Source organism: Curtobacterium sp. MCBA15_008 (genome assembly GCF_001865065.1).
In the GTDB taxonomy this organism is placed as follows: Bacteria; Actinomycetota; Actinomycetes; order Actinomycetales; family Microbacteriaceae; genus Curtobacterium.
Window position 1 is genome coordinate 15,978 of sequence record NZ_MJGN01000075.1, and the last position, 15,538, is coordinate 31,515.

Below are 15,538 nucleotides of genomic sequence, written 5' to 3' on the forward strand. Positions count from 1 at the left end.
GTACTCAGTGGGATCGGGCGTACGAGGCCAGGACTTTCGACCTCCGACGCCCGATTCCGTTCTCCACTCCGGGTGCGATGGGAAGGAACGACCCGCTCAGGCCCGTGCGAGCGGGTCCAACTGCTCCGGTGTCGCGTCCGCGGCCTGCGTCGACCGGCTGAGTTCCTCGTGCCGTTCGTCCTCGGCCAGGAGCGCGCGACCCGCAGCGGTGCCGTGCTCGAACGCGTCCGGGCCGACGAGCAGCCGGAGCGGCGGCTCGTCCATCGCGACGACCTGCAGGACGAGGTCGGCCACGAGGTCCGGGTCGCTCGCACCGATGCTCGTCCCGCCGTGCATCTGCGCGGAGACCCCGACGGTGGGCGCGTACTCGGGGCGTACCGGTGCGACACGCATCGACGATCCGGCCCAGTCCGTCCGCATGCCACCCGGCTCGAGGACCGTGACGTGGACGCCGAAGGGCGCGACCTCCTTCGCGAGGACCGACGAGAACCCGCCGACCGCCCACTTCGCTGTCTGGTACGCACCGAGGCCCGGCGTCGCCATGCGGCCGCCGACCGACGACACCTGCACGATGTGGCCCGAGCCCTGCTCGCGCATGACGCGGACCGCTTCGCGGCTGAGCGTGACGACGCCGAACAGGTTGGTCTCGACCTGTGCACGGAAGTCGTCGGGGTCGGCGTCCTCGATGGCCGCGAGGTTCGCGTACCCGGCGTTGTTGACGAGCACGTCGAGGCGACCGAAGCGCTCGACGGCGGTGCTGACCGCGGCGCGTGCGGCCTCGGGGTCGGTGACGTCGAGGGCGACCGGCACGAGCGCGGCACCGTCGGGCACCGTGACGTCGTCGAGGGCGTGGAGGTCGCGGACGCCGGCGACGACCTGGTGGCCGGCAGCGAGGGCGGTGGTGACGATCGAACGACCGAGGCCGCGGGAGGCACCGGTGACGAGGAGGACGGACATGAGGTTCCTAACTGACTGTTTGGTTGACAGCGCCCATCGAACACCCGCATCAGATCGTTGTCAACCGTTCGGTTGATAGCATCGCGAGGTGCCCATGCCCCGCGACGCCGACGCCACCCGCGCCCGACTCCTCACCGCCGCCCGCGACGAGTTCGCGGCGGTCGGGATCGCCGGTGCCCGGGTCGACCGGATCGCCGCGGCCGCCGCGAGCAACAAGGCGCAGATCTACCACTACTTCGGCAGCAAGGACGGGCTGTTCGACGCGGTGTTCGACGCGATGGTGGCGGAGACCCTCGACGAGGTGACGATCGACGCCGACGACCTGCCCGGGTACGCCGGACGCCTGCACGACTCCTACGCCCGGCGGCCGTGGGTGCAGCGCCTGGCGACGTGGTACCGACTCGAGCGCGGGGACGCCCAGCAGCCGATCGACGCCGTGGTCCGGAGCAACGCGGCGAAACTCCGGGCGATCGAGGAGGCCCAGGGCACCGGACGACTCTCCTCGACCTTCACCGCGGCGGAACTCCTCGGCATCGTCATCCACACCGCCGCCCTCTGGAGCGGATCGACCCCGGAGTACGCCCGGCTCACCGACGAGGTCGGGGCAGCCCGGCGCCGCGCCGTCGTCGTGGCCGCGGTGGCCGCCGTCGTGCAGGCGTAGGCGCGCGGGACGTTCCGCGCGTACTCGGCGTCAGACGACGGACCACCCGCCATCGCTCGGCAGCACGGCGCCGTTGACGTTGGCGGAGTCGTCGCTGAGGAGCCAGGTGATCGCGGCGGCGAGCTGCTCCGGCTGGGCGACCGGCGGGATCGCGACCTGCATGATCGGGCCGACACGTCCGGCGGCGTACTCGCTCCGCATCGGCGCCTCGATGTTCGTCGCCACCGCACCCGGCGCGACGGCGTTCGCGCGGATGCCCTGCGGCCCGTGGAAGAACGCGACGCTCTTCGTGAAGCCGGCGATCGCGTGCTTCGACGCCGTGTAGGCGGCTCCGGCAGCCGAGCCCCGGAGCGCCGCCTCGGACGCGACGTTCACGACGGAGCCGCGACCCGCCGCGATCATCAGCGGCAGGACGGCGCGCGTGAGCCGCATCGGGCCGGTGACGTTCACGCTGAACACCCGGTCCCAGGTGGCGTCGTCCACCTCGCTCGGCGGCAGGAAGGCGTCCATGATGCCGGCGACGTTGGCCAGGCCGTCGACCCGCTCCCCCGCGGCGGCGATCAGCGCGTCGATCGTCTCTGCTGCAGCGACGTCGCCGACGACCGTCTCGACGTCGAGCCCGTCGCGCCCGACGAGGTCGCCACGCAGGGCTTCGAGCCGCTCCGCGACCACGTCGGTCGCGATGACCCTGCCGCCCTCGTTCGCGATGCGCGCGGCCGTGGCGCGTCCGATGCCGGAACCCGCTCCGGTGACGATGATGGTCGTGCCGGTGAACCGTCCGGCGGTGGTGTCGGTCATGTCGTCTCCTCCTCGAGAGGCGCTCGCTGCGCCGCACCGGTTATAGCACTCAGTGCCGAAAGGACTCCATGAGCTCGACGAACGACCGGCCGACCGGACGCCCCCGGACGATCGACCCCGACGCGGTGTCCCTGGTCGCGCTGCGGCTGTTCGACGAGCAGGGCTTCGACGCCGTGTCGATGGACGACGTCGCCGCGGCAGCCGGCATCAGTCGACGCTCGCTGTTCCGGCTGTTCCCGAGCAAGGCCGCCCTCGTCTGGGGCGGCCTCGACGAGTTCGCGACCCGCTTCACCGACGCACTCCGAGCACGGCCCGCGGACGAGCCGTCGGCGACCGCCCTCCGAGCCGCGTACCGGGTGGGCGCGTCGTTCCCGGAGGAGACCATCGAGGTCACCCGGCACCGGCTCCGCGTCATCCGCACGAACCCGTCCCTGCAGCGCGGCGGGGACGCCACGATCACGTCGCTCACCGACGCGATCGTGCGGTTCGTCGCGGAGCGGGACGGCGGCACGGTCGACGACCTGGCGGTGATCGTCCGGGCGAGCACGCTCGCGGCGGCGACGAACGCCGCACTCACCTGGTGGGCGTCCGGCGGTGCGGGGCGCCCGGCGGACGCCGTCGACCGAGCGATCGACCTGCTCGGCTGAGCAACCCCTGGTGCGCCCTCCGCGGCGGCGGTATCGTCCCCGCATGAACGTGCACGGGCCCTCGCCCTACTTCCAGTTCGCCGGCACTGCCCGTCAGGCGCTCGAGCGCTGGCAGGGCGTCTTCGGCGGCGAGGTCCGCGTCGCGACCTTCGCCGAGTTCTCCCGCACGGACGGTCCCGCCGACGCGGTCGCGCACGGGCAGCTCGCCGGCGAACTGCAGCTCTTCGCGGCCGACGCGGCGACGGGCGAGACACCGTTCCAGGCCTCGGGCGTGCTGTTCTCGCTGCTCGGCGCCGACGAACCGGACGTGCTGCGGCGGTGGTTCGACGACCTCGCCTCGGACGGCACCGTCGTCGATCCCCTGCAGCAGCGGCCGTGGGGCGACTGGGACGGGATCGTCCGCGATGCCTTCGGGGTCACCTGGCTGATCGGCTTCGAGGCGTCCGCCCTGCAGTGACCCGGGGTGAGCCCTACTGCGCGTCGGACGGCAGCAGCGGGGCCCAGTAGGCGTCCGGCCCGTCGGCGACGACGGCCTCGCGCTCGAACCGGAACCCGTACTGCTGCACGAAGTCGGCCGCCGCGGCCTGCTCGTCCTCGGCGTCGTCGTGCGCGGCGTCGAAGAGGTACACGCCGTGCCCCATCGCGACGCCGGAGTCACTGATCACCGAGAGGTCCCAGCGACCTTCCTCGGCACGTTCGATCCGGACGACGGCGGCCTGAGCGGCGGTGAAGTCAGCCATGCCGCGAGCATACGGACGACACCACGGCGACGTTCAGCCTAGGGTGGCGCCATGGCGGCGACGGTGCGGCAGGTGCAGGTGACGTTCGACTGTGCGGACCCGGAGCGGGTGGCACGGTTCTGGTGCGAGGTGCTCGGGTACGTGGTGCCCGCGCCACCGCCCGGCTTCGACTCGTGGGACGCGTTCGACCAGGCCCTCCCGCCGGAGCACCAGGGCTCGGCGTTCGCCTGTCAGGACCCGGACGGCGTCGGCCCGCGCCTGTTCTTCCAGCGCGTCCCCGAGGGCAAGGTCGTGAAGAACCGGGTGCACCTCGACGTGCGGGTGGGCACCGGCCTGGTGGGCGCCGAACGGCTCGCGGCCCTCGACGCCGAGAGCGACCGGCTGGTCGCCCTCGGCGCCACGCAGTTCCGGCGGATGACCGCCGACGCGGTGAACGAGTCGTGCATCGTCATGCAGGACGTCGAGGGCAACGAGTTCTGCCTCGACTGAGTCCGCTCAGGCGACCGGACCGTACTGCGGCGTCTCCGCCTCGGTCAGCTCGAGCTCCGCGGTCTGCTGGATGAGTGCCAGCAGGTCGGCGTCGAGTCCCGGTGCGAACTCCTCGAGGCGCTCCTCCGCGATGAACGACGGCGCCCCCTTCGGTGCCTGCTCGGACGCGTCGAGGTCGGTGCCGTCACCGGACGGGGACGCGCCTCGGAAGATCTTGGCGGCCTCGGACGCCCCGTCGAGGTCGAAGCTGTACTGCTTGCTCTGCAGGCCGAGGTCGACGAGCTCCTTGACCTCGGGGAACCGTTCGGCGTTCGTCTTGGGGATCGGCAGCAGGGACTTCCACTCGACACCGAGCGTCTCGAGCGCCTTGGCGTAGGCGTTCTCGTGCGCCTGGTCGCGGACGATCAGGTACGCGACCGTGGCACGCGCGGTCGGGTTGTCCGTCATCTCGTAGATGCGGCACTTCTGCAGGCGCCCCGTGGACTCGAGCATGAGGTTGTAGAGCAGGTCGAGCGGCAGGTTGCCGGAGTTGTAGACGTAGCTGCCGCTCCACGGGTTGCCCGCGGAGTCCACCGGCAGCGCACCCTGCGCCCCGACGAGGTAGTGGTGGATGTTGCCGGTGTCGAGCGCGATCGACAGGGGCGTCGCACCCTTCGCTCCGGGCTGGTCGACCGGGTCGGTGACCTTCCCCGAGTACCCGGGGGCACCGTCGAGCAGCCGCGAGATCGTGGTGCCGATGAGCTCGACGTGGCTGATCTCCTCGGTGCCGACGCCCTGGATGAGGTCGCGGTAGGGCTTCGCAGCCGGACCGCGGAAGTTCATCGCCTGGAACAGGTACTGCATCATCGTGCGCATCTCGCCGAACTGGCCGCCGAGTCCCTCCTGCAGCGCGTTGGCTGCGGCGGGGTCCGGGTCACCGGGAGCGATGTCGTTGATCCAGGTCTGTGCGTGGAAGTACATGGAGCCTCCTGCTGTCCGGCGGCGGGGTCGCCGCTGACCTCACCGTCCTCGCGGGCGACTGGCAGCCCGCACGGTTCAGCCAGCATGCGCACGAGCGGCCGGCTCCCACCCGCGGGTACGGTCGGACCATGTCCGCTCCGGTCCCCCTGCCCTCGACGATCCGGACGTCACGACTCGTCCTCGGCGGCTGGGCCGACGACGATGCCGGCTGGTACGCCGACCTCGTCGCCGAACGGAGCACCTCGGCGGCGCGTCGTGGGGAGCCGCCGACACCGCGCACGAACGGCAGACCGGACCACGACGCCGCGACCGCCTCCGTCCGCTCCCTCGCCGCGACGGTCGGGACACCGCTGCCGCTCCACCCGGTGCGACTCGGTGGGACGGGTGCGGCCCTCGGGTACTGCGGGCTGGTCGTCGGGCGGTCCACCGCGGCCGAGCCGGAGCTGGCCTACGAGTTCCTCGAGGCCGCACACGGCCACGGCTACGCCACCGAGGCAGCCGCCGCCGTGGTCGACGCGGCACGCTTCGCCGGGTACCCGCGCCTCTGGGCGACGATCCGTGCGTGGAACGCACCGTCGTTCGCCGTCGCCGGACGGCTCGGCTTCGTCCGCGACCCCGCCGCGACCGCGGCGCACCCGGAACCGGACGACGGTCGCGGCGAGCAGGTCTGGAACCGGCTCGACCTCTGACAATCCGCTCTGCGGTCTCCGTCTGCGGGCCTGGAGGCGCGGTGCGGCCTGGCACCGCGCCTCCAGGCCCTAGTCTGTGAGCCGCTGGTCTGTACGGACGGACAGGCGACGAGTGGAGGACGGATGTCAGTCGGGTTGCTCGCGGTCGTGGACGACATCCTCGCCGCCGCCCTCAAGGCCAGCGCGAAGACCGCGGGCGTCGTCATCGACGACGCCGCCGTGACGCCGCAGTACGTGCAGGGGCTCGAGCCGGCGCGGGAGCTGCCGGTGGTGGGGCGGATCGCGCTCGGCAGCCTGTTCAACAAGTTCGTCATCATCATCCCGCTGGCGCTGCTGCTGACCGCGTTCGCGCCGTGGGTGCTGCCGTGGCTCCTCGTCCTCGGTGGCGCCTACCTGTGCTTCGAGGGGGCCGAGAAGGTCCTGGAGTGGTTCGGCACGCACCACGAGACCGAGTCGACGGAGCCCACGACCGAGCCGAAGCTCGTGTTCGGGGCGATCCGCACCGACCTCATCCTCAGCACCGAGATCATGCTCATCGCGCTCGCGAGCCTCGACACGGACCTCGGGTTCTGGCCGACGGTCGGTGCGCTCGCGGTGATCGGGCTCGGCATGACCGCGCTGGTCTACGGCGCGGTCGGGCTGCTCGTGAAGGTCGACGACATCGGCCTGCAGATGATGAAGCACCCGGTGCGGCGGACCCGGCGCACCGGCGCCCGGATCGTGCGGGCGATGCCGGCCGTCTTCCGGGTGATCAGCGTCGTCGGCACCGTCGCGATGCTGTGGGTCGGTGGGCACCTCGTCATCGCGAACCTGGCCGAGACGTTCTGGCACGGACCGTACGACCTGCTCCACGCGATCGAGCACGCGATCGAAGCGGCCGGACCGGTCGTGACGTGGATCGTCGACACCGCGGTCTCGGCGGTCTTCGGCGTCGTGCTCGGGATGCTCATCGTCGGGATCGTGCTCGGCATCGGGCGGCTGCGCGGTCGCGAGCACCACTGACGCGGTAGCCGGACGCCGCGGCGCCCGGACCGATGGTGGTCCGGGCGCCGCGGTGCGGGGTCACTTCCAGATGGAGATCCAGTCGATGTCCACGCTGCCCTTGCTCGACGCGGGCGTGGTGCCCCCACCGAGCGACGTCTCGGCCTGCAGGGTCACGCGCATCGGCGCCGTGGGCACGGCCTTCGTCGTGGTGGCGACGAGCTTGTCGTCCCAGTAGAACCGGACCGCTCCCTTGTCCCACTCGGTCGTGGCGACGTGGTACCCGGTCGAGTCCGTCGGTGCGAACTGCTCGGACTCGGGCTCGAACTGCATCGCACCGTTCGAGTACGTACCGGGCACCGCGGACGCCGGACGGGGAACCCCGCCGAGGTCGGCCTCGGGCCAGTCGATCTCGCCCTGGTTCCAGTCGTCGCTCGACGGCCACATCATGCCGACGAACTTGTAGCCCGGGGTCTTCGTCGTCTTGTAGCGGACCGAGACGCGACCGGTGGTCTGCGCGGAGTACCCGTCCGGCAGGATCGTCGCGACGAGCGGTTGCCCGTTCTCGGAGTGCAGGTCGAAGTCCAGGTTGCCGTTCGCGACGCTGAGCACCTTGTCCGGGGCGTAGAGGCCCTGGCCGCTGGTGTCCTTGTAGCCGTCGTAGGCGTCCATCTCCGGGTACTTCTGCAGCACGGAACCCTTGGCCGCGGCGGTCGTGAAGTCCTCGGCGTAGCTCTGCACCCAGGTGCGGCCGTTCGAGGTCACGTTGCCGGTCGGCATCGAGGACGTGCTGCCCGCCGGACTCGCCGGCGTCGTCGGGGTCTGGGTCGGGGTCGACCCGGTCGGTGCCGGACCCGGCGTGATGGGGGCCGACGCGGTCGGCGCCGGGGTCGGCTCGGTGGGGTCCGAGGTGGGGGTGGTCGGGGTCGGGGTCGCCGGCTGCGTCGGGCTCGAGCCCGCGTCGCCTCCGGCGTGGTGGTGGTGGTGATGGTCGTGCGCCGAGCTGATGCCGAGCGCGCTCACCGCGACGGTGCCGGCGGCCACCACGAACGAGGTGATCCGCCGCCAGTCCCTGGCGGCTGTTCGGTTCCACATGCGTTGCTGCCTCCTGATCGAGCATGAACGGACGCGGAACCGTACCTTCTCGACATCGCCGCGCCTGTCCAGGTTGTGCCCAGTCGGCCCCCTTCGACACTCGACAACGACTGTTGCTCAACAGATCGACGACAGGTGTTGAGCTTCCGGCGCGCGCAACCGTGTCGGTCCACGACGCATCCCCCGCCGATCCGCACCGGCATGGGAATGATCGGTCTACCCCTCGTTTGCGGGTAAGCCGTGCGGATCGGCCACGATCGGGCAACGATTCGCGGGCGACTCGCCCGGATCGACTGGCGACGCGCTGTGCACGGGGGACATGTTGCCGAGCGCACCTGTGAGAACTCGCAGGTGAACACTCGACCTCGGAGGCGACGAGGAGCTGATCCGCGTCCCCGGGGGCGCCCCGCGCCCTGTCGCGCCGTGACGGACGGGAGGCGCGGTGCGGGTCCGAGCCGCGCCTCCCGTCCGTCACGGGGTGACGTTCTCGAGGTCGGCGAGCAGGCTCGGGTGCCGGGGCTGCCAGCCCAGCGAGCGCTGCGTGTGCGCACCGGAGGCGGGCTGGTCCATCGCGAAGATGGGGGCGAACTCGCCGAACACCTCGTCCGCGACCCGCTCGACCGGCAGGCCGAGTCGGCGGCCGATGACCGCCACCAGGTCACGGACCCGGTCACCCTCGTCCGCCACCGCGTGCCAGGCCGTGCCGGCGGGCGCACCCTCGAGCGCCAGGCGGAAGAGCACCGCGGCGTCCCGCGCGTGCACGGCCGGCCAGCGCTGCTCACCCGTGCCCGGGTACCCGGCGACCCCGGAGCCCCGCGCCGTCTCGGTGAGGATGCCGGCGAAGCCCCCGGCTCCGTCCGCGTGCACCGTGCGGGGCAGGCGGACGGCGGACACGCGGACGCCGCGGTCGGCGAGGGCGAGTGCGGCGAGGACGGACCGTGCGCGACCGGCGACCGGCCCCTCGAGCGGGAGCGGGTCCGTCTCGACCGATGCCCGCCCGGGGACCCACGGCGTCCCGGAGACGACGACGAAGGGGCGGTCGGAGCCCACGAGCTCCTCGCCGAGGGCGGCCATGGCGGCGGACTCCTCGGCGATGCCCCGGGCGAGTGCCTCGGCCGAGCTGAAGTCGTTCGAGAAGGCGAGGCTGACGACGCCGTCGGCTGCTGCCGCCCCGGCCCGGAGGACGTCGAGGTCGGCGATCGAGCCGGGCACGGGGGTCGCCCCGGCGGCGGTGAGGGCTGCTGCGGAACGGTCCGACCGGGCCAATGCGGCGACGGTGTGGCCGGACGAGACGAGTTCGGTGACGACGGCGGTGCCGATCGTGCCGGTGCCACCGGTGACGAAGACGTGCATGGGTGCTCCTAGGAGTGCGATCACGAGTGATGGGACTGTTGTCTCATCACCGTACACCCGCGATGGGACAATTGTCCCGTCGATAGGATGGCGGCATGGCGCGATGGGAACCCGGAGCCCGGGAACGGCTCGTCCTGGCGGCCGTCGACCTGTTCTCCGAGCAGGGCTACGACGAGACCACCGTGACGCAGATCGCGGAACGCGCCGGCGTGACCAAGAGCACCTTCTTCCGGCACTTCCCCGACAAGCGCGAACTCCTCGTGGCGGGTCAGGAGACGCTGAGCCGACTCCTCGCCGAGGGGATCGCCGAGGCCCCGGCCGACAGCGGTCCGCTCGACGCCGTCGCCGCCGGGCTCGCTCGGGCATCGGAGGAGATGGGTCCGGTGAACCGCGAACTCGGCCCACGGCTCCGGGCGGCGGTCGCGGCGAGCGCCGAACTGCAGGAGCGCGACGCCCTGAAGAGCGTGGGGATGGCGGCCGCGATGGCCGAGGCGCTCCTCGCGCGCGGCGTCGCGGTCGCACCAGCACGGCTCGCGAGCGAGATGGGCGTGCTCGCGTTCAAGCAGGGCTTCGACCGGTGGTCCGGCTCGGGGCGGACCGACGACGACCCGCTTGCGGGACACGCCCTGGCCGCGCTCGACGAACTCCGCGCGGCGGCCGCGGCGCTCTGACGCCCGTCCGGACGGCGCCGTCGCGGCCTCAGCGCCGGGTCAGTTCCAGACGGCGACCCAGTCGACGCTGACGTGCCCGACCGCGGACGCCGGGATCGCCGCGCCGCTGGTGGTGGTCTCGGCCTGCAGGGTCACACGGAAGGGCGTCTTCGGGACCGCCTTCGTGGTGGACGTCACGAGCTTGCCGTCCCAGTAGAAGCGGACGATGCCCTTGTCCCACTCGGTCGTCGCCACGTGGTAGCCCGTCGAGTCGGTCGCCGCGAAGGCCTCCTTGCCGGGCTCGAACCGCATGCCCGTCCGCGTTGACCAGCTACCGGGGACCGCCGACGCCGGGCGGGGGCGCGCGCCGAGGTCGGCCTCCGGCCAGTCGATCTCGCCCTCGTTCCAGTTGTCGCTCGACGGCCACAGGATCGTGGAGAACTTGTAGCCCGCCGTCTTCGTCGTCTTGTACCGGATCGACACCCGTCCGGTCCGGTGCGGCGCGTACCCGTCCGGCATGACCGCGGCGACGAGCGGCTGCCCCTTCTCGGTGCGGAGCGCGAAGTCGAGCACGCCGTTCTTGACGCTGAGGACCTTCGCCGGCGCGTACCGCCCCCGGCCGGTCGTGTCCGAGAACCCGTCGTAGGTGCCGAGGCCCGGGTACTTCTTCGTCACGGTGCCGAGCGTCGCCGCGGTCGTGAAGTCCTGCCGGTACGACTGCTTCCAGGTGCGGCCGTTCGTCGTCACGTTCCCGCGCGGGAGGGCGGTCGACTCGGCGATCTTCGCCGTGGCGGTGGAGGACGCCGGCAGGGCGGCGGCCCGGGCTGACACCGGGGCACCGCCGACCAGGGCGGTCGTCGAGACGAGTGCGACGGTGAGGGTGGCGACGACGACGAACGGGGACCGCATGCGAACTGCCTCCTGCGTGGGGGATGCTCTGGACGTGGTGTGTGCGAGGCAGTATCGGGCGTCCGGGGCAGGCCGTTAGCAGTCAGGCCGTCAGGAATCGGTGCGGATCAGATCTCGACGTCGCTCCCCATCGTCACGGTGCGCTGCGCGGGCAGCCCGAAGCGCGCGGCGGGGTCGGCGGCGTTGTGCGCGAGGCCGACGAAGAGCTTCTTCCGCCACGACACCATGCCGCGGTTGCCGGCGGTCGGCCGGAGCGCGCCGCGGGAGATGAAGTACGACGCGCGCTGCATCTCCTCCGGGTCGATGTCGAGGACCTCGGCCAGGCAGGCCGCGTGCAGGGCCTTCGGCAGGTCCTGGTCGTCCGAGAAGCCGAACTTGACCGTGATGTGGTCGATGCCGTCGTCCTCGTAGCCGAGGTCGTCGCGGAAGAACGCCTTCGCGTGCGGGACGTGGGGCACGTTGGCGGTGAGGACCGACACGATGAGCACGGTGCGGTGCAGCACGTGGTTGTGCTCGACGTTCGCGCGGAGCGCCAGCGGGGTGGTCTCCTTGTTCGGGTGCGGGAACACCGCCACCCCGGGCACGCGTGGGATGTGGTGCTCGTTGACCCGCTCGATGAAATCGGCGAGGGACCCCTCGCGCTCCTTCCGTTCCTCTTGCACGAGGGCACGCCCGCGCCGCCAGGTGGTCATCACGGTGATCACGGCGAGGGCGATGAGGAGCGGCACCCATCCGCCGTGGATGATCTTCGACAGGTTGCCGGCCAGGAACGTCAGCTCGAGGCCGCCGAACGCCACGGCTGCGACGACGAGCTTCCACGGCTTCCACTTCCAGAGCGGTCGCACGACGAGCAGCAGCAGGAGGGTGTCGACGACGAGCGCGCCGGTGACGGACACCCCGTACGCGGTGGCGAGGTTCGCCGAGGACCGGAACGCGAGCATGATCGCGAGCACGCCGATGAACAGCAGCAGGTTGACGGCCGGCAGGTAGATCTGCCCGCTCTCCTGCCGTGACGTCTGCCGGATCGTCAGCGGCGGCAGCAGGCCGAGCTGGACGGCCTGGCGGGTGAGCGAGAACGCCCCGGAGATGACCGCCTGGCTCGCGATCACGGTGGCGAGCGTCGCGAGCACCACCACCGGCAGGCGCAGGCCGTCCGGGAACAGCAGGAAGAAGGGGTCCTTCGCGGTGGACGGATCGCTCAGCACGAGCGACGCCTGCCCGAGGTAGTTGAGGACGAGCGCGGGGAACACGACGAAGAACCACGCGCGGAGGATCGGGGTGCGTCCGAAGTGCCCCATGTCCGCGTACAGCGCCTCGGCACCGGTGATCACCAGCACGACCGCGCCCATCGCCACGAAGGTGATGTACGGGTGGGCGAACGTGAACGCGATCGCCCACGTCGGCGAGAGGCCCTGCAGGACCCCGGGGTGCGCGAGGATGTGCGGCACGCCGGCGGCGGCGATCACCACGAACCAGAGCAGCATGACCGGGCCGAACAGGTTGCCGACCTTGCCGGTGCCGAACCGCTGCGCGGCGAACAGCACGACCAGGATGACCGCCGCGATCGGCACGACGAGGTGCCCCACCGACGGCGCCGCCGTGCCGAGCCCCTCGACCGCGGACAGCACCGAGACCGCGGGCGTGATCACCGAGTCGCCGTAGAAGAGGGAGACGCCGACGATCCCGATGACGAGGAAGATCGTGGCCCCGCCGCGGCGCTTCGCGTACAGCCGTCGGGCGAGCGCGGCGAGCGCCATCACCCCGCCCTCGCCGTCGTTGTCCGCCCGCATGAGCACGAGGACGTACTTGATCGAGACGATGATCGTGATGCTCCAGAACATCATCGAGATGACGCCGTAGACGTCCTCCTGGTTGGCCTTGACCAGGCCGTCGTCGATCGTGAACACCGTCCGCAGCGCGTACAGCGGGCTCGTGCCGATGTCGCCGAACACCACGCCGAGGGCGGCGAGGGCCAGGACGGCGATGCCCTTGCCCGGGCCGTGACGACCGTCGTCGGTCGTCTCGGTCGTCGGTGTCTGAGAGCGGGTCTCGGTCACGCTCGTCACTTCCGTCTCCGGCCGTCCGGGCGACGGCCGCCGCTCATCATCGCACCGGCGGGGGGCTCACGCTCGCAGGTGGCGCACATGCGTGCGCTGCGCGGCCGTCCTGGTGCGTCAGGGCAGTCGGCGGGCCAGCTCGTCGGCGACGGACGCGGCGAACGCGTCGGCGCCGGCGTGGTCGTCGGCGGTCACGGTGACGACGGTTCCGCCGCCCTCGCCCTCGCCCTCGCCCTCGCCCTCGTCGAACAGGAGCATCTGGCCGAACGCCCCGTGCAGCCGCCAGAGCCGGCCCGGCCCACCCCAGCCGGCCATCGCATGGCGGTCGTACGCGGGGTCGGTGCCCTCGCGCCGCATCCAGTCCGTGTGCATCGCATCGCACCACCGACCGCTCACGACCCGCTGCCCGTCGACCACACCGCGGTCACGGATCAGGCGACCGATCCGCGCGAGCTCCTCGGTGCGCAGCGCGATCCCCTCCCCTGCCGCGACGTACCCGTTCGGGCAGCGCTCCCACTCCACGCCGTCGATGCCGAGCGGGGCCAACACCCGCTCCGAGACGAACGCCCCGACGTCGCCGACACGGGTCTCGAGGACGCGCATCGCGGTGTACGTGCTCGCGTTCGCGTACTGGAACACCCGGCCGCGGGAGGGCCGCCCGAGGAACTCGGCGGCGAGGTCCGGCCAGTCGCTCCGCTCCGTCGGCGACCACGGCATGTCGATGCCGCTCGTCATCGTCAGGAGGTGCCGGAGGGTGACCGCGTCGACGCCGGGGCCGGTGACGAACTCGGGCAGGTACCGACCGACGGGGACGTCGACGTCGACCAGCCCGTCGTCGGCGGCGATGCCGGTGGCGAGGACGCACACGCCCTTCGCGACGGAGTGGACCTCGCGCCGGACGTCCGGCGTCCAGTGGTGTTCGGCGGTGTCGTCGCCGACCAGCACGTGCACCCCGTGGGCGACGAAGCCGGTCGCGTCGACCTGGCGGACGAGGGCGTCGAGGATCGCTTGGGCACGGCTCACGGATCCCATCCTCTCGCACCTGTTGCTTCGAGTTCGAAGCAGTGCTACCGTTCCCCTAGTGCTTCGAAATCGAAGCAACAACGAAGGGGAAGCAACCATGCAGGCAGTGCAGTTCGGACGGGTCGGAGGACCCGAGGTCCTCGAGATCGTCGACGTGGAGCAGCCGACTCCCGGTACCGGCGAGGTGCGGATCCGCGTCGCGGCGTCCGCCTACAACGCCGCCGACGGCGGGATGCGGGGCGGGTTCCTGCCGATCCCGATCAGCCTCCCGCACGTGCCCGGCTACGACGTGTCCGGCACGGTCGACGCGCTCGGCGACGGCGTCGAGGGCATCGCGGTCGGCGATCAGGTGATCGGGTTCCTGCCGATGGAGCGCGACGGCGGTGCCGCGGAGTACGTCGTGGCCCCGGTCGAGGCACTCGTACCAGCGCCGACCAGCATCCCGCTCGCCGACGCTGCGGCCCTGCCCTCGGTCGCCCTGACCGCGCGGCAGGCACTCTTCGACGACGGGCACCTGACGGCCGGGCAGCGGGTGCTCATCGTCGGCGCCGGGGGCGTCGTCGGCAAGTACGCCGTCCAGCTCGCGAAGCGTGCCGGTGTCACCGTGGTCGCCACGGCCAGCCCCCGGAGCGCCGACGCCGTCCGGGCAGCCGGCGCCGACCAGGTGATCGACCACACCACGACCGCGCCGCTCGACGCGCTCGACGGGCAGGTCGACGTGCTGCTCAACCTCGCGCCGCTCGACCCGGAGCAGTTCGCCGCCGACGTCGCCGCCGTGCGCGACGGCGGGATCGTCGTGAGCACCACCGCCTTCATGGCGACGCCCGACGATGCGGCACGCGGGGTGCGTGCTGCAACCGTGTTCGTCTTGCCGAACCGGGAGCGCCTCACCCAGCTCGTCGCCCTCGTCGACGCGGGCGACCTGACGGTCGAGGTCACCAGGCGCATCACGCTCGCGGAGCTGCCGGCGCTCCACGCCGAGGCCGAGGCCGGGCGGGTCGCCGGCAAGGTGGTCGTGCTCGCCTGACCACGGAACGGACTGGAGGCGCGGTGCCAGCTGGCACCGCGCCTCCAGTCCGTCACCGGGTCGCGTCGCGACCCGGGAGCACGTCGTCAGCGACGGCGGAAGTAGCCGTTCGCGCCGCCGACGAACATGAGCACGGTCGCGACGATCACCGCGACGGCTCCGATCCAGCCGAAGGCGTTGCCACCGGAGGCCGCGCCGACGCCGACACCGATGACCTGCAGGATGGCGAGGACGAGCAGGACGATGCGGGCCCAGTTGCGGCCGTCGCGCATCTTGAAGACGATGATGAGCTCGATCACGGCCAGGACGAACGCGAAGATCGCGCCTCCGACGAGCGGAGCGGTGCCGACGCTCTCGGCCGCGGACGACCCGCTGCCCGAGACCAGGCTGATGATGCCCTGGATGATGTTCGCGAGGACGACCACCAGCCAGATGACGAACGAGACGGTGACGGAGGTCGGGCGACCTGCGGTGGTGTTTGCCATGTGTTCTGCTCCCTGGG

At 71.8% G+C, this 15,538-nt stretch carries 18 protein-coding genes; 8 read left to right on the top strand and 10 right to left on the bottom strand.

Features of this window, described 5'->3' with window-relative positions; genetic code table 11:
- Positions 1 to 96: 96 nt before the first annotated feature.
- Complete coding sequence (locus BIU96_RS18275; RefSeq protein ID WP_071294038.1) at positions 97 to 957, bottom strand: SDR family NAD(P)-dependent oxidoreductase; 861 nt, start codon at positions 955 to 957, stop codon at positions 97 to 99.
- A gap of 94 nt (positions 958 to 1,051) precedes the next feature.
- On the opposite strand from BIU96_RS18275, the gene BIU96_RS18280 reads away from it, so the two are divergent.
- On the top strand, positions 1,052 to 1,618 hold the full coding sequence (locus BIU96_RS18280; RefSeq protein ID WP_071294039.1) for a TetR family transcriptional regulator: 567 nt from the start codon (positions 1,052 to 1,054) through the stop codon (positions 1,616 to 1,618).
- A gap of 30 nt (positions 1,619 to 1,648) precedes the next feature.
- Here BIU96_RS18280 and BIU96_RS18285 read toward each other — a convergent pair whose 3' ends face one another.
- Positions 1,649 to 2,416 carry an SDR family NAD(P)-dependent oxidoreductase gene (locus BIU96_RS18285; protein WP_071294040.1) on the bottom strand — a complete coding sequence of 256 codons (768 nt, stop codon included), beginning with the start codon at positions 2,414 to 2,416 and terminating at the stop codon, positions 1,649 to 1,651.
- A gap of 68 nt (positions 2,417 to 2,484) precedes the next feature.
- On the opposite strand from BIU96_RS18285, the gene BIU96_RS18290 reads away from it, so the two are divergent.
- Positions 2,485 to 3,063: a TetR family transcriptional regulator gene (locus tag BIU96_RS18290; protein WP_071294041.1), complete on the top strand. Its 579-nt coding sequence runs from the start codon at positions 2,485 to 2,487 to the stop codon at positions 3,061 to 3,063.
- Positions 3,064 to 3,106: 43 nt separating this feature from the next.
- The gene (locus BIU96_RS18295) at positions 3,107 to 3,520 is read left to right on the top strand and encodes a VOC family protein (protein ID WP_139200145.1); all 414 of its coding nucleotides are present in this window, start codon (positions 3,107 to 3,109) and stop codon (positions 3,518 to 3,520) included.
- Positions 3,521 to 3,533: 13 nt separating this feature from the next.
- Here BIU96_RS18295 and BIU96_RS18300 read toward each other — a convergent pair whose 3' ends face one another.
- Complete coding sequence (locus BIU96_RS18300; RefSeq protein WP_071294042.1) at positions 3,534 to 3,803, bottom strand: hypothetical protein; 270 nt, start codon at positions 3,801 to 3,803, stop codon at positions 3,534 to 3,536.
- 51 nt (positions 3,804 to 3,854) lie between these two features.
- Here BIU96_RS18300 and BIU96_RS18305 point away from each other — a divergent pair, with 51 nt between their 5' ends.
- Positions 3,855 to 4,292 (top strand): VOC family protein, encoded by a 438-nt coding sequence (locus tag BIU96_RS18305; protein ID WP_071294043.1) that lies wholly within the window; start codon positions 3,855 to 3,857, stop codon positions 4,290 to 4,292.
- A gap of 6 nt (positions 4,293 to 4,298) precedes the next feature.
- On the opposite strand, the gene BIU96_RS18310 is transcribed toward BIU96_RS18305, so the two are convergent.
- Positions 4,299 to 5,252, bottom strand: a complete 954-nt coding sequence (locus BIU96_RS18310; RefSeq protein ID WP_071294044.1) for a manganese catalase family protein — start codon at positions 5,250 to 5,252, stop codon at positions 4,299 to 4,301.
- A 128-nt stretch (positions 5,253 to 5,380) separates the two neighbouring features.
- Between BIU96_RS18310 and BIU96_RS18315 the strand changes: the two genes are divergently transcribed.
- Both BIU96_RS18315 and BIU96_RS18320 read left to right on the top strand, forming a co-directional pair.
- Positions 5,381 to 5,941: a GNAT family N-acetyltransferase gene (locus BIU96_RS18315; RefSeq protein ID WP_083403072.1), complete on the top strand. Its 561-nt coding sequence runs from the start codon at positions 5,381 to 5,383 to the stop codon at positions 5,939 to 5,941.
- 123 nt (positions 5,942 to 6,064) lie between these two features.
- Positions 6,065 to 6,943, top strand: coding sequence for a DUF808 domain-containing protein (locus BIU96_RS18320; RefSeq protein ID WP_071294045.1), 879 nt, complete (start codon positions 6,065 to 6,067; stop codon positions 6,941 to 6,943).
- Between the two features lie 60 nt (positions 6,944 to 7,003).
- Here the strand turns inward: BIU96_RS18320 and BIU96_RS20465 are convergent, their stop codons facing one another.
- Both BIU96_RS20465 and BIU96_RS18335 read right to left on the bottom strand, forming a co-directional pair.
- The gene (locus BIU96_RS20465) at positions 7,004 to 8,017 is read right to left on the bottom strand and encodes a glycoside hydrolase family 16 protein (RefSeq protein ID WP_139200146.1); all 1,014 of its coding nucleotides are present in this window, start codon (positions 8,015 to 8,017) and stop codon (positions 7,004 to 7,006) included.
- Between the two features lie 471 nt (positions 8,018 to 8,488).
- Complete coding sequence (locus BIU96_RS18335) at positions 8,489 to 9,370, bottom strand: NAD-dependent epimerase/dehydratase family protein (RefSeq protein WP_071294048.1); 882 nt, start codon at positions 9,368 to 9,370, stop codon at positions 8,489 to 8,491.
- A gap of 95 nt (positions 9,371 to 9,465) precedes the next feature.
- On the opposite strand from BIU96_RS18335, the gene BIU96_RS18340 reads away from it, so the two are divergent.
- Positions 9,466 to 10,041, top strand: coding sequence for a TetR/AcrR family transcriptional regulator (locus tag BIU96_RS18340; RefSeq protein WP_071294049.1), 576 nt, complete (start codon positions 9,466 to 9,468; stop codon positions 10,039 to 10,041).
- Between the two features lie 39 nt (positions 10,042 to 10,080).
- On the opposite strand, the gene BIU96_RS18345 is transcribed toward BIU96_RS18340, so the two are convergent.
- From BIU96_RS18345 to BIU96_RS18355, 3 genes are all read right to left on the bottom strand, one after another.
- A complete protein-coding gene (locus BIU96_RS18345) occupies positions 10,081 to 10,929 on the bottom strand; it encodes a glycoside hydrolase family 16 protein (protein ID WP_071294050.1) in 849 nt (282 codons plus the stop codon).
- A 107-nt stretch (positions 10,930 to 11,036) separates the two neighbouring features.
- The gene (locus tag BIU96_RS18350; protein WP_071294144.1) at positions 11,037 to 12,986 is read right to left on the bottom strand and encodes a potassium transporter Kup; all 1,950 of its coding nucleotides are present in this window, start codon (positions 12,984 to 12,986) and stop codon (positions 11,037 to 11,039) included.
- A gap of 117 nt (positions 12,987 to 13,103) precedes the next feature.
- On the bottom strand, positions 13,104 to 14,009 hold the full coding sequence (locus BIU96_RS18355) for a serine hydrolase (RefSeq protein WP_071294145.1): 906 nt from the start codon (positions 14,007 to 14,009) through the stop codon (positions 13,104 to 13,106).
- Between the two features lie 97 nt (positions 14,010 to 14,106).
- Here BIU96_RS18355 and BIU96_RS18360 point away from each other — a divergent pair, with 97 nt between their 5' ends.
- Complete coding sequence (locus tag BIU96_RS18360; protein WP_071294051.1) at positions 14,107 to 15,036, top strand: NADP-dependent oxidoreductase; 930 nt, start codon at positions 14,107 to 14,109, stop codon at positions 15,034 to 15,036.
- Between the two features lie 86 nt (positions 15,037 to 15,122).
- Here the strand turns inward: BIU96_RS18360 and BIU96_RS18365 are convergent, their stop codons facing one another.
- Positions 15,123 to 15,521: a hypothetical protein gene (locus tag BIU96_RS18365; RefSeq protein ID WP_071294052.1), complete on the bottom strand. Its 399-nt coding sequence runs from the start codon at positions 15,519 to 15,521 to the stop codon at positions 15,123 to 15,125.
- Positions 15,522 to 15,538 lie beyond the last annotated feature (17 nt).

Bases quoted from the DNA above. Each gene is read 5' to 3' on its own strand.
- BIU96_RS18365 (WP_071294052.1), bottom strand. From the start codon at position 15,521: ATGGCAAACACCACCGCAGGTCGCCCGACCTCCGTCACCGTCTCGTTC.
- BIU96_RS18300 (WP_071294042.1), bottom strand. From the start codon at position 3,803: ATGGCTGACTTCACCGCCGCTCAGGCCGCCGTCGTCCGGATCGAACGT.
- BIU96_RS18345 (WP_071294050.1), bottom strand. From the start codon at position 10,929: ATGCGGTCCCCGTTCGTCGTCGTCGCCACCCTCACCGTCGCACTCGTC.
- BIU96_RS18275 (WP_071294038.1), bottom strand. From the start codon at position 957: ATGTCCGTCCTCCTCGTCACCGGTGCCTCCCGCGGCCTCGGTCGTTCG.
- BIU96_RS18315 (WP_083403072.1), top strand. From the start codon at position 5,381: ATGTCCGCTCCGGTCCCCCTGCCCTCGACGATCCGGACGTCACGACTC.
- BIU96_RS18360 (WP_071294051.1), top strand. From the start codon at position 14,107: ATGCAGGCAGTGCAGTTCGGACGGGTCGGAGGACCCGAGGTCCTCGAG.
- BIU96_RS18335 (WP_071294048.1), bottom strand. From the start codon at position 9,370: ATGCACGTCTTCGTCACCGGTGGCACCGGCACGATCGGCACCGCCGTC.
- BIU96_RS18310 (WP_071294044.1), bottom strand. From the start codon at position 5,252: ATGTACTTCCACGCACAGACCTGGATCAACGACATCGCTCCCGGTGAC.
- BIU96_RS18290 (WP_071294041.1), top strand. From the start codon at position 2,485: ATGAGCTCGACGAACGACCGGCCGACCGGACGCCCCCGGACGATCGAC.
- BIU96_RS18305 (WP_071294043.1), top strand. From the start codon at position 3,855: ATGGCGGCGACGGTGCGGCAGGTGCAGGTGACGTTCGACTGTGCGGAC.
- BIU96_RS18285 (WP_071294040.1), bottom strand. From the start codon at position 2,416: ATGACCGACACCACCGCCGGACGGTTCACCGGCACGACCATCATCGTC.
- BIU96_RS18295 (WP_139200145.1), top strand. From the start codon at position 3,107: ATGAACGTGCACGGGCCCTCGCCCTACTTCCAGTTCGCCGGCACTGCC.
- BIU96_RS18280 (WP_071294039.1), top strand. From the start codon at position 1,052: ATGCCCCGCGACGCCGACGCCACCCGCGCCCGACTCCTCACCGCCGCC.
- BIU96_RS18320 (WP_071294045.1), top strand. From the start codon at position 6,065: ATGTCAGTCGGGTTGCTCGCGGTCGTGGACGACATCCTCGCCGCCGCC.
- BIU96_RS18340 (WP_071294049.1), top strand. From the start codon at position 9,466: ATGGCGCGATGGGAACCCGGAGCCCGGGAACGGCTCGTCCTGGCGGCC.
- BIU96_RS20465 (WP_139200146.1), bottom strand. From the start codon at position 8,017: ATGTGGAACCGAACAGCCGCCAGGGACTGGCGGCGGATCACCTCGTTC.